Consider the following 12,319-nt stretch of genomic DNA (forward strand, 5'->3'; position numbering starts at 1 on the left):
TGCGCGCCTCGCTCACCCGTACCCCCAAGCCGTGGCGCCGCGGCCGCCGTCGGCCGCGATTGGTCAATCAGCGACTCTATCCCGCCGTCGGGTCAGGGCCGGGCACCCGTGGCCGGGCGATGCCCCGCGGACCGTGCGACGGTCGCCCTCCCGACACCGCGTACGGCTGGGTTCATGCCGATCGCGCCCGGACCGCTCCCCCGGCCGACGCACCGGTCCGGGTGCGCCGGGCGGGCGCTGTCGGGGTCGGCTCGTAGACTCCCCGGATGGCTTCTCCCACCGACCTGCGTACCGCCTCCGACGCCCTGGATGTGCTGGGCCGGGTCTTCGGCTACGACGCGTTCCGTGGCTTCCAGCAGGACGTGATCGACCACGTGGTCGCCGGCGGCGACGCGCTGGTGTTGATGCCCACCGGTGGCGGCAAGTCCCTGTGCTACCAGATCCCGGCCCTGGTCCGCGAAGGGGTGGCGGTCGTGGTGTCCCCGCTGATCGCGCTCATGCAGGACCAGGTGGACGCGCTCACCGCGGTCGGCGTGCGCGCCGGGTTCCTCAACTCGACCCAGACCCTGGACGCCCGGCGGCGGGTGGAGGCCGCCTTCGTCGCCGGTGAGCTGGACCTGCTCTACCTGGCCCCGGAGGCGCTCGGCGTCCGGTCCACCCTCGCCCTGCTGGACCGCGGGCGCATCTCGCTGTTCGCGATCGACGAGGCGCACTGCGTGTCCCAGTGGGGGCACGACTTCCGCCCCGACTACCTCGCGCTGTCGATGCTGCACGAACGCTGGCCGCAGGTCCCCCGGATCGCACTGACCGCCACCGCGACCAGCGCCACCCGCACCGAGATCGCGACCCGACTCAAGCTCGACGACGCCCGACACTTCGTGGCCAGCTTCGATCGGCCCAACATCCAGTACCGGATCGTGCCCAAGCGCGAGCCCCGCAAGCAGCTGCTGACCCTGCTGCGCGACGAGCACCCCGGCGACGCCGGCATCGTCTACTGCCTGTCCCGGGCCTCGGTCGACAAGACGGCGGAGTTCCTCACCGCCAACGGCATCGCCGCCCTGCCCTACCACGCAGGGCTGGACGCGGGCACCCGCGCCGCCAACCAGCAACGCTTCCTGCGCGAGGACGGCCTGGTCATGGTGGCCACCATCGCCTTCGGCATGGGCATCGACAAGCCCGACGTCAGGTTCGTCGCCCACCTCGACCTGCCCAAGTCCGTCGAGGGCTACTACCAGGAGACCGGCCGCGCCGGCCGGGACGGCCTGCCGTCCACCGCCTGGCTGGCGTACGGGCTGCAGGACGTCGTCCAGCAACGCAAGATGATCGAGACGTCCGACGGCGACCTCGCCCACCGCCGCAACCTCGCCGCCCACCTGGACGCGATGCTCGCCCTCTGCGAGACGGTCCGCTGCCGGCGGGTCCAGTTGCTCGAATACTTCGGCGAGACGACGACGACCGCCTGCGGCAACTGCGACACCTGCCTCACCCCACCGGAGTCCTGGGACGGCACTGTCGCCGCCCAGAAGTTGCTGTCCGCCGTCTTCCGCCTCGACCGCGAACGCAACCAGCGCTTCGGTGCCGGGCACTGCATCGACATCCTGCTCGGCAAGCAGACCGACAAGATCAGCCAGTACGGTCACGACTCGCTGACCGTCTTCGGCATCGGCGCCGAGCTCAGTGAGGCCGAGTGGCGGGGCGTGGTCCGGCAACTGCTCGCCGAAGGGCTGCTCGCCGTCGAAGGTGACTACGGCACGCTCGCGCTGACCGAGGCCAGCGCCGACGTCCTGGGTCGTCGCCGCACCGTCACGATGCGCCGCGAGCCGGAGAAGGCGCCGTCGAGCCGCTCGTCGAAGCCGCGCGGCTCGGCCACCGTCGTGGCCGAGCTGACCCCGGCCGCCGCGTCGCTGTTCGAGCGGCTGCGCGGCTGGCGAGCGACCACCGCCAAAGAGCAGGGCGTTCCGGCGTACGTGATCTTCCACGACGCCACCCTGCGACAGATCGCCAGCGACGCGCCCCGCACACTGGCCGACCTGTCCCGGGTCAGCGGGGTCGGCGAGAACAAACTCGCCAAGTACGGCGAGCAGATCCTGGCCGTCCTCGCCACCGACTGAGGCACGCCGAAGGGCCGGGCCCCGTGGTGGGGTCCGGCCCTTCGGCTGTGTGCTGGGGTGCTGTGTGTTGGTGTGGTGTGGGTCAGCTGGTGGCGTAGCCGCGGGTGGCGATCCAGTCGGCGAGGTGCTCGACGGTGACCTCGTAGGAGGCGGTGTCCGGGTTGGCGGAGTCGGCGATCTTGACGGTGTTGCCGTTGTCGCGGTAGCCGACGACGCTGATGTAGTGCCCGCCCTCGAAGGAGTGGATACCACCGTCGGTGTCGGTGGTGGTGCCGGCGATGTTGGCGACCACGGCCCGGCCGTCGTCGACGGTCTTCACAACGTCGGCGCGCAGCTGGTCGGTCTGCTTGTCATCCGCGGCGGGCGTGCTGATCTCCACCGACCGGTAGGCGTCGTTCTTACCGGTCTCCTTGTTCAGCACGGGGGTGATGTCGTTGATGGAGTTGGTGCCGGCCTCGGTGGTGCCCATCTCCTTGGCCATGGCGTCGACGCTGATGTCCTTGCCCTGCACGGACAGGGCGTTACGGGCGGCGGCGGGGCCGCAGTAGTAGAAGTTCGGCTGGGCCTCGTAGCGCACGCCGAGCTGACGCTCGCCGTGGCCCTTGCGGTCGGTCTGGGTCTGCGACGCGGGCTTGCTGGTGTTCGGGGCGGCGAAGGCGGTGGTGACGGGGCCGGCGATGGCGCCGCCGGTGAAGGCGAGGCCGGCGGCGGTCAGGGCGGTCTTACGGATCAGATCGGTACGCATGATGGCGTGCTCCTCTGCATCGGGGGAAACCGCACAGGCACTGAACCGGGGGGTGTGCCCGTGGGGGGTGTGGCCGTGCGGGGACGTTCGCGGGGTGCCCGGCGACCCGCTGAGGGGTCGGCGTCGGGACAGGGTGTAACGGTTGGCGGTGGCGGGTCATTCCGCCTGCCCATCGGCCCTGTTGTGATGCCGGGCCTGGCTGGTTCCGCCTACCAGGGCTGGCCGGTGGTGCTCGGGCCTGGCTGGTTTCGCCTACCTGGGGCCGGCCGGTGGTGCTCGGCCGCGCGGGGGGTGTAACCGTGGCGGCCGGGCGGGTGTTCCCGGCGGCTGCTCTCCACCGGGCCGGGGGCGCGGTGGTCTGCCAGGTATAACGACCCCGCCCGGCCCCCGATTCCACGCGCGGGGTGGCCCCGACCACCCGACACCCCCACCCAAACCCGACAAACCGCCGACCCGACGCCTGCCTCGACGGCTGGCGACCCGGACACAGCGGACACAGCGGCGTGATCGACTCGGGTTTCAGGAAGACGCGGCATCCGCGCGCCTGGGACACCGCGACTTCATGAAACCCGAGTCGATCACGCCTGCTTCGCACCCGGGACACCCGGCATCACAGGATCAGGCGTTGGGTTTCGCCTCCGCGCCGTCGACGGCCTTCGTGTCCTTGTCGAGGGCGGCCAGGATCGCCTCGGCGGTGCGCCGACCGACCCCCGGCACCTCCGTGATCTCTTCGACAGTTGCGGCCGAGAGTCGCTTGAGCGAACCGAAGTGCCGCAACAGCGCTTTGCGCCGGACCTCCCCCAGGCCGGGCACGTGGTCGAGTGCCGACTCGGTCATCCGCTTCGAGCGGCGTTGCCGGTGGAAGGTGATGGCGAACCGGTGGGCCTCGTCACGCACCCGTTGCAGCAGGTAGAGCCCTTCCGAGGTACGCGGAAGGATGACCGGGAACTCGTCGTCCGGCAGCCACACCTCCTCCAGCCGCTTGGCCAGCCCGCACAGCGCCACGTCGTCGATGCCCAGGTCGGCCAGGGCCTGCGCGGCGGCTGCGACCTGTGGGGCACCGCCGTCGACGACCACCAGCTGCGGCGGGTACGCGAATTTGCGCGGCCGGCCGGTCGTCGGATCGATCAGGACGCCGACCTGCGGCTCGACCGCATCCTGCGGGGCGGCCTGGTCGTCGGCCGACTCCACGCCCACCTCGCCCGTCTCGGCCCTGGCGTCCAGGTAGCGGGCGAAGCGGCGGCGAAGCACCTCGGACATCGCGGAGAGGTCGTCGGTGGCGCCCCGGACGATGAACCGCCGGTATTCGCTCTTGCGGGGTAGCCCGTCCTCGAAGACCACCATGCTGGCGACCACGTCGGTGCCCTGGATCTGGGAGATGTCGAAACACTCGATGCGCAGCGGCGACGTGCTCATGCCCAGCGCCTCGCTGATCTCGTCCAGTGCCTTGCCCCGGGTGGTCAGGTCACCGGAGCGCTTCAGCTTGTGCCGGGCCAGCGCGTCCTTGGCGTTGCGTTCCACCGTCTCCATCAGGGAGCGCTTGTCGCCACGCTGCGGCACCCGTAGCGACACCCGACTGCCCCGGTGGCTGGAGAGCCAGTCGGCAAGTGCGTCGGCGTCCGCTGGCAGCTCGGGCACGAGCAGCTCGCGGGGCACGTCGGCCTCGCCGTGCTCGCCGCCGTACACCTGGGTGCAGAAGTGGTGCACCAGGTCTCCGGTGGTCAGGTCCTCGGTCTTCTCCACCACCCAGCCGCGCTGGCCGCGGACCCGGCCGTCGCGGACGTGGAAGACCTGCACGGCCGCCTCGAGCGGGTCGTCGGCGAACGCGACCACGTCCGCGTCGGTGCCGTCGCCCAGCACCACTGTCTGCTTCTCCATGGCCCGGCGCAGCGCTGCCACGTCGTCGCGCAGCCGGGCGGCCCGCTCGAACTCCAGTTGCTCGCTCGCCTCGGTCATCTCGCGTTCGATCTTGCGGACCATGGTGTCGGTGCGCCCGGCCATGAAATCGCAGAACCCGTCGACGATGGCCCGGTGCTCGTCGGCGGAGACAGTGCCGACGCACGGGGCCGAGCACTTGCCGATGTAGCCGAGCAGGCAGGGACGACCGACCTGACCGGCCCGCTTGAAGACCCCGGCGGAGCAGGTCCGGGCGGGGAACACCCGCAGCAGCAGGTCGAGGGTCTCCCGGATCGCCCAGGCGTGCGAATACGGGCCGAAGTAACGCACGCCCTTGCGCTTGGCGCCGCGCATCACCTGCAGCCGCGGGTACTCCTCGTCGAGGGTGACGGCGAGATAGGGGTACGACTTGTCGTCGCGGTAGCGGACGTTGAACCGCGGGTCGTACTGCTTGATCCAGGTGAACTCCTGCTGGAGTGCCTCGACCTCGGTGCCGACGGTGATCCAGTCCACCGACTCGGCGGTGGTGACCATCTGACGGGTGCGCTCGTGCAGGTTCCAGACGTCGCCGAAGTAGGAGTTGAGCCGGCTGCGCAGATTGCGCGCCTTGCCGACGTAGATCACCCGGCCGGTGCCGTCGCGGAAGCGGTAGACCCCCGGTAGCTCCGGGATGGTGCCGGGTGCGGGGCGGTAGGTAGAGGGGTCAGCCACGCCAGCAAGCCTAGTCCGCGGCACCGACAGCCCCCGGCAGGCGCGTGATCCACTCGGCGTCCCGGAGGTCGGGGTGTCGGCACGCCACGGACACCCCGACTTCCCGAAACGCGAGTCGATCAAGCGGCGCCGGCCCAACCACCAGACCAGCTCGGCGGCCCGGCGGTCACGCCAGTCCGGCCGTCAGACCAGCCCGCGGCCCGGCGATCAGACCAGCCCAGCCGCCAGACCAGCCCAGCCGCCAGACCAGCCCGGCGGCGATCAGGCCAGCGAGATCTGGTCGCCGGTGACCTTGATGTTCTTCGGCGGCAGCGGCTTCGTGGCCGGGCCGGCCTTCACCGAGCCGTCCTCGATCGAGAACTTGCTGTTGTGGCAGGTGCAGTTGATGGTGCCGCCGTCGACGTTCGTCACCGGGCAGTTCTGGTGCGTACAGATCGGGCTGAATCCCTTGAACTGACCCGCCGTGGGCTGGGTGATGACCACGCCCTCGGCGGCGAGGACCTTGCCACCCCCGACCGGGATGTCGGTGGTGGTGGCCAACGACTGGGCGTTCTGCCGGTCGCCGCCGCCGGCGTCGCCGGTGCTGGGCACTGCGGGGCCCCCACTGGTGGGTGCGTCACTGCCGCTGCCGCCGTCGTCGCTGCCGCAGGCAGCCAGGACGACGGCCGCGCCGACCGCCCCGACGCCGGTGAGCAGGGTACGGCGTGTCTGGGTACCCGAACCGGTCAGCGCCTGATCGTCACTCATGCCTCGCCTCTCTCTGGCCCGCTGCGCCGGTCGGAAGCCGGCCACACTTCTCCACACGCGCAACTGTGCCGGATGGTTCATGGCGGCATCCGGCCGACCCGGCAAATGGGGCGGGGCGGGTCGTCATCCGACCCGCCCCGCCCGACGAACACGCACAGCGAGGTCAGCGCGCGCCGGCCGGCACCTTGCGGCTGGCCCGTGCCTTGGTGGCGCCGTTGGCCTTGGCGGCCCGGGTGGTGGCGGCGGCCGCACCCTTGGCCTCGCCGTCGAGCTTGAGCACCTGGCGCAGGAACTGGCCGGTGTGGCTCTCCGCCACCTCGGCGACCTCCTCTGGGGTGCCGGTGGCGAGCACGGTGCCGCCCCGGTGGCCGCCCTCGGGGCCCATGTCGATCAGCCAGTCGGCGGTCTTGATCACGTCGAGGTTGTGCTCGATGGTGATCACCGTGTTGCCCTTGTCGACCAGCCCTTCCAGCACCATCAGCAGCTTGCGGATGTCCTCGAAGTGCAGACCGGTGGTCGGCTCGTCGAGCACGTAGACCGTCCGCCCGGTGGAGCGCTTCTGCAGCTCGGAGGCGAGCTTGACCCGCTGCGCCTCACCACCGGAGAGGGTCGGCGCGGGCTGACCGAGGCGGACGTAGCCCAGGCCGACGTCGACGAGCGTCTTCAGGTGCCGGTGGATGGCCGGGATGGCGGAGAAGAACTCGGCGGCCTCCTCGATCGGCATCTCCAGCACGTCCGAGACGGTCTTGCCCTTGTAGTGCACCTCCAGGGTCTCCCGGTTGTACCGGGCGCCCTTGCAGACCTCGCAGGGGACGTACACGTCGGGGAGGAAGTTCATCTCGATCTTGATGGTGCCGTCACCCGAGCACGCCTCGCAGCGACCGCCCTTGACGTTGAAGGAGAACCGCCCAGGGCCGTACCCGCGCACCTTCGCCTCGGTCGTCTCGGCGAAGAGCTTGCGGACGTGGTCCCAGACGCCGGTGTAGGTGGCCGGGTTGGAACGCGGCGTCCGACCGATCGGTGACTGGTCCACGCCGACGACCTTGTCCACGTGCTCCAGACCGGAGACCCGGGTGTGCCGGCCGGGCACCAGCCGGGCGCCGTTGATCTGGTTCGCCAGCACCGCGTAGAGGATGTCGTTGACCAGCGTCGACTTGCCCGAGCCGCTGACCCCGGTGACGGCGATCAGCTGGCCCAGTGGGAACGAGACGGTCAGGTTGCGCAGGTTGTGCTCCCGTGCGCCGTGCACCACCAGCTCACGGGCCGGATCCTGCGGGCGGCGGCCCGTCGGCGTCGGGATCGACCGCCGACCGGACAGGTACGCCCCGGTGATCGACTCCTTGTTCTTCAGCAGCGCCGGCACCGAGCCGCTGTGCACGATCTTGCCGCCGTGCTCACCCGCGCCCGGCCCGATGTCGACGATCCAGTCGGCGGTGCGGATGGTGTCCTCGTCGTGCTCCACCACGATCAGCGTGTTGCCCAGCCCGCGCAACCGGATCAGGGTCTCGATCAGCCGGTGGTTGTCGCGCTGGTGCAGCCCGATCGACGGCTCGTCGAGCACGTAGAGCACGCCCACCAGACCGGAGCCGATCTGGGTGGCCAGCCGGATGCGCTGTGCCTCACCGCCGGAGAGCGTGCCGGCCGGGCGGTCCAGGGAGAGGTAGTCCAGGCCGACGTCGAGCAGGAACCGCAACCGGGCGTTGATCTCCTTGAGGACCCGCTCCGCGATCATCTTCTGCCGGTCGGTCAGCTCGATGCCGGCGAGCAGGTCGGCGCACTCCCCCACGGACAGGTTGCAGACCTCGGCGATGCTCTTGCCGGCCAACGTGACCGCGAGCACCTCGGGCTTGAGTCGGGCACCGCCGCACGCCGCGCACGGCACGTCGCGCATGTAGCCCTCGTACTTGTCGCGGGACCACTCGGACTCGGTGTCGGAGTGCCGGCGCTCGATCCACTGCACCACGCCCTCGAAGCCGGTGTAGTAGGAGCGCTCACGGCCGTACTTGTTGCGGTACCGCACGTGCACCTGGTCGTCGGAGCCGTGCAGGATCGTCTTCTGGGCCCGCGCCGGCAACGCCCGCCACGGGGTGTCGATGTCGAAGTGCTGAGCCTCGCCGAGCGCCTCCAGCAGGCGCAGGAAGTATTCCAGGTTGTGCCCGGTGGACCAGGGCTGGATGGCGCCCTCGCGCAGGCTGCGCTCCGGGTCGGGGACCAGCAGCTCCGGGTCGACCTCCTTCTTGGTGCCCAGGCCGGTGCACTCCGGGCAGGCGCCGTACGGCGCGTTGAAGGAGAAGACCCGGGGCTCGAGATCCTCGATGGCCAGCGGGTGGTCGTTGGGGCAGGCCAGGTGCTCGGAGTAGCGGCGCTCGCGGTCCGGGTCGTCTTCCGGCAGGTCGACGAAGTCGAGCAGGACCAGACCGCTGGACAGCCCCAGCGCGGCCTCGACCGAGTCGGTGAGCCGCTGCTTGGCGCTCGGCTTGACGGTGAGCCGGTCGATCACCACCTCGATGGTGTGCTTCTCCTGCTTCTTGAGCTTCGGCGGCTCGGTCAGCGGGTGCACCACGCCGTCGACCCGGGCCCGGGCGTAGCCCTTGGCCTGCAGCTCGGCGAAGAGGTCGACGTATTCGCCCTTGCGGCCCCGGATCACCGGGGCGAGCACCATGAACTTGGTGCCCTCGGCCATGGCGAGGACCCGGTCGACGATCTGCTGCGGGCTCTGCCGGGAGATGCGCTCGCCGCAGACCGGGCAGTGCGGCTCACCGATGCGGGCGTAGAGCAGGCGGAGGTAGTCGTAGACCTCGGTGATGGTGCCGACCGTCGAACGCGGATTACGCGAGGTGGACTTCTGGTCGATCGAGACGGCCGGGCTCAGGCCCTCGATGAAGTCGACGTCCGGCTTGTCCATCTGGCCGAGGAACTGCCGGGCGTACGAGGAGAGCGACTCGACGTAGCGGCGCTGCCCCTCGGCGAAGATCGTATCGAAGGCCAGGCTCGACTTGCCCGACCCGGACAGCCCGGTGAACACGATGAGTGCGTCCCGGGGCAGGTCGAGACTGACGTCACGCAGGTTGTGCTCGCGCGCGCCACGGATGATCAGTCGGTCGGCCACAGTGCGTGTACTCCCGGGAGAAGATGAAGCGAAGGATGTGTCCCGCTCTGGGTGCTCTTGAGCGGTCGTGCGGGCGCGGAAAACACGCCTCGGCAACTCTAGCCCCGAGGTACGACAGTTTCCCTCGCCCGCACATTCCCCCAGCTCAGCCCGGTCGGCCGCCCGGCCCGCAGCCGGCCGGGAGCCCCGGCCGGTCGGCCGCGAACCACGGTCAGTAGCCCCCGGGCGTCGGCGGACGCGCCGCGCGACGTCGGGCCGAACGCCACCCGCCGCGCCGCTCCGCCGCCACCCGCGCCTCCCGCCGTCGACTCTCGTGGGCCACCTCACCCTGCAGCCGCCGCCAACTGTCCCACCGACGGGTGGAGAGCTCGCCGGTGTGCAGCGCCTCCCGGACCGCGCAGGCCGGCTCGCCGTCGTGGCCGCAGTCGGCGTACCGGCAGCCCTCGGCCAGCCCGGCGATGTCGGCGAACGCCCGGTCGAGCCCGGCCGCGCCGTCCAGCAGACCGACCGCCCGCACGCCGGGCGTGTCGATCACCGCGCCGCCGCCGGGGACGGGTACGAGAGCCCGCCAGGTGGTGGTGTGCCGACCCTTGCCGTCCACCCGCCGGATCGCCTGGGTGGGCATCATCACCGCCCCGACGAGGGCGTTGACCAGGCTCGACTTGCCGGCACCGGACGGGCCGAGCAGGCCGAGCGTGCGACCGGGGGCCACCTCGGCGCGCAGCGGGTCCAGCCCGAGGCCACGTTCGGCGCTGACCGGCAGCACCGGCACCCCGGGGGCGACAGCGGCCAACTGGCGGGCCAGCGCGCCCGGGTCGGCCGCCAGGTCCGCCTTGGTCAGTACGACCAGGGGTCGGGCGCCGGACTCGTGGGCCAGGGAGAGCAGTCGCTCGATCCGGCCCACGTCCGGCTCGGGGTGCACCGGCTCGACCACGGCGGCGGCGTCGAGGTTGGCGGCCAGCACCTGGCCGCTGGCGTCCTTGCCGGCGGTACGCCGGATCAGCGCGCCGCGCCGCGGCAGCACCGTCTCCACGGTGACCCGGCGGTCCGGCCAGTGGGTGAGCAGCACCCAGTCCCCGGCGCAGGGCAGCGCGGACGGGTCCCACGCGGCGACGGTCAGCACCGCCCCGCCCAGGCTGGCCCGGACCGGGCCGACGGTGGTCAGCACCGTGCAGACCCCCCGGTCCACCCGGGCCACCCGACCCGGCTGGTGCTCGCCGCGGCGCGCGGCGTACGCCGCTCGCTCGGCGTCCCAGCCGAGGGCGGTCAGATCGATCGTCATAGCATCCTCATCGGTGTCGAAGCTGGTGATGGCGGAACACGCGTGCCACGTCCGGCATGATCAACCACCTCCGTCCGATGTCCCGGTGCCGCGTCTGCCGCTGACGGTAGGTCGTGCGCCGACGCGCCGAAAGCGATTTCCCCGGCGACGCCGCGGGCGGCGGACCGCTACTGTCGACGGGTGACCACGGATCCGCTGCTGCTGATGGGCGAGGTGGACGCGGCCACCAGCCGACTACTCCGTACCGCCGCGTCTTTCGACGCCGCGGACCTGGCTGCCGCGTCGCTGCTGCCGGGCTGGACGCGCGGCCACGTGCTGGCGCACGTGGCGCGCAACGCCGACGGCTTCGTCAACCTGCTCACCTCGGCCCGCACCGGGGAGGCCCTGCCGATGTACGCCTCGTTGGAGGCCCGCACGGCGGACATCGAAGCCGGTTCGGGCCGACCACCGGCCGCGCACCTGGACGACCTGCGCCGCACCGCGGACCTGTTCGCCGAGGCGGTCGCGGCGATGCCGACCGAGGCGTGGGCGGCGACGGTGCAGGCGCGTAAGGGCCCGTGGCCGGCCGCGCTGCTGGTCTGGGGTCGGCTCCGGGAGATCGAGGTGCACCACCTCGATCTGGCCGCCGACTACCGGGCCACGGACTGGTCGGAGGCGTTCGCCCACCGACTGCTGCGCGAGGCGGCCAGCCATCACGGCACCGGTCCGACGCCCCCGTCGATGGTGCTCCGTCTCGACGGCAGCGAGCACGAGGTGGTGATCGGGGAGCGGGTCGGCGCCCCGGTCGTCGCCGGTCCCGCCCCCGACCTCGCCGCCTGGCTGATCGGCCGCGCCGACGGCGCCCCGCTCTCCGTCATCCCTGACGGTCCCCTGCCTACTCCACCGGAATGGATATAGAAACGTCATGACATACAACGGAGACGTCACGAACGGCGGCGCACCCGCGGTTCGGGACTTGGCCGGGCTGACCATCAGCAAGCTGTCGGTGGGCCCGATGGACAACAACGCCTACCTGCTGCGCTGCACGGCCACCGGTGACCAGGTGCTGATCGACGCCGCCAACGAGGCACCCCGGCTGCTCGACCTGATCGGCGACGGTGGGCTCACCGCCGTGGTGACGACCCACCAGCACATGGATCACTGGGTGGCGCTGGAGGAGGTCGTCGCCAAGACCGGCGCCCGGGCGCTGGTGCACGCCGACGACGCGGCGGGCCTGCCGATCGAGGCGGAGCGGCTGGCCGACGGCGACACCGTGGCGGTCGGCGACTGCGCGCTGGAGGTCATCCACGTCAAGGGCCACACCCCGGGTTCGATCGCGCTTCTCTACCGCGACCCGGCCGGCACCCCGCACCTGTTCACCGGCGACAGTCTCTTCCCTGGTGGCGTCGGCAACACCGACAAGGACCCGGAGCGGTTCGCGGCGCTGATCGGCGACGTCGAGCAGAAGCTGTTCGACAAGCTGCCGGACGACACCTGGTTCTACCCGGGCCACGGCAAGGACAGCACGTTGGGCGCCGAACGCCCCGCCCTCCCCCAGTGGAAAGCCCGAGGCTGGTAACCCCACCGCCAACCCAAGACCCCACGTCGACCGAGAACCACCAAGATCAAGCCCACCACCGACGGTAGGCGGCACCCCCCGCGCGAGCCCGAACCACGACCGGGGGCGGGGGCCCGCCGCGCCCGGCGCAGGGATCAAGCCTGACCGCCCGGAGCCGGGC

8 protein-coding genes are annotated in these 12,319 nt (G+C 71.4%); 3 read left to right on the forward strand and 5 right to left on the reverse strand.

The features are described 5' to 3' along the window. Positions 1 to 266: 266 nt before the first annotated feature. The gene (gene recQ, locus KBX26_RS27725) at positions 267 to 2,111 is read left to right on the forward strand and encodes a DNA helicase RecQ (protein ID WP_210866743.1); all 1,845 of its coding nucleotides are present in this window, start codon (positions 267 to 269) and stop codon (positions 2,109 to 2,111) included. Positions 2,112 to 2,193: 82 nt separating this feature from the next. Here the strand turns inward: recQ and KBX26_RS27730 are convergent, their stop codons facing one another. From KBX26_RS27730 to rsgA, 5 genes are all read right to left on the reverse strand, one after another. Beyond that, the gene (locus KBX26_RS27730) at positions 2,194 to 2,856 is read right to left on the reverse strand and encodes a C39 family peptidase (RefSeq protein ID WP_210866744.1); all 663 of its coding nucleotides are present in this window, start codon (positions 2,854 to 2,856) and stop codon (positions 2,194 to 2,196) included. Positions 2,857 to 3,474: 618 nt separating this feature from the next. Continuing rightward, positions 3,475 to 5,463 (reverse strand): excinuclease ABC subunit UvrC, encoded by a 1,989-nt coding sequence (gene uvrC / locus KBX26_RS27735; RefSeq protein WP_210866745.1) that lies wholly within the window; start codon positions 5,461 to 5,463, stop codon positions 3,475 to 3,477. A gap of 261 nt (positions 5,464 to 5,724) precedes the next feature. Continuing rightward, positions 5,725 to 6,210: a Rieske (2Fe-2S) protein gene (locus tag KBX26_RS27740; RefSeq protein WP_030338337.1), complete on the reverse strand. Its 486-nt coding sequence runs from the start codon at positions 6,208 to 6,210 to the stop codon at positions 5,725 to 5,727. A gap of 163 nt (positions 6,211 to 6,373) precedes the next feature. Then, on the reverse strand, positions 6,374 to 9,319 hold the full coding sequence (gene uvrA, locus KBX26_RS27745) for an excinuclease ABC subunit UvrA (RefSeq protein ID WP_030338339.1): 2,946 nt from the start codon (positions 9,317 to 9,319) through the stop codon (positions 6,374 to 6,376). 211 nt (positions 9,320 to 9,530) lie between these two features. After that, positions 9,531 to 10,601, reverse strand: a complete 1,071-nt coding sequence (rsgA, locus tag KBX26_RS27750) for a ribosome small subunit-dependent GTPase A (protein ID WP_210866746.1) — start codon at positions 10,599 to 10,601, stop codon at positions 9,531 to 9,533. A 180-nt stretch (positions 10,602 to 10,781) separates the two neighbouring features. Here rsgA and KBX26_RS27755 point away from each other — a divergent pair, with 180 nt between their 5' ends. Continuing rightward, complete coding sequence (locus KBX26_RS27755; protein ID WP_030338343.1) at positions 10,782 to 11,498, forward strand: maleylpyruvate isomerase family mycothiol-dependent enzyme; 717 nt, start codon at positions 10,782 to 10,784, stop codon at positions 11,496 to 11,498. A gap of 7 nt (positions 11,499 to 11,505) precedes the next feature. Beyond that, positions 11,506 to 12,159: an MBL fold metallo-hydrolase gene (locus KBX26_RS27760; RefSeq protein WP_030338345.1), complete on the forward strand. Its 654-nt coding sequence runs from the start codon at positions 11,506 to 11,508 to the stop codon at positions 12,157 to 12,159. Positions 12,160 to 12,319: the final 160 nt, after the last annotated feature.

This window comes from Micromonospora sp. C97 (assembly GCF_018070385.1).
Taxonomy (GTDB): Bacteria; Actinomycetota; Actinomycetes; order Mycobacteriales; family Micromonosporaceae; genus Micromonospora; species Micromonospora parva.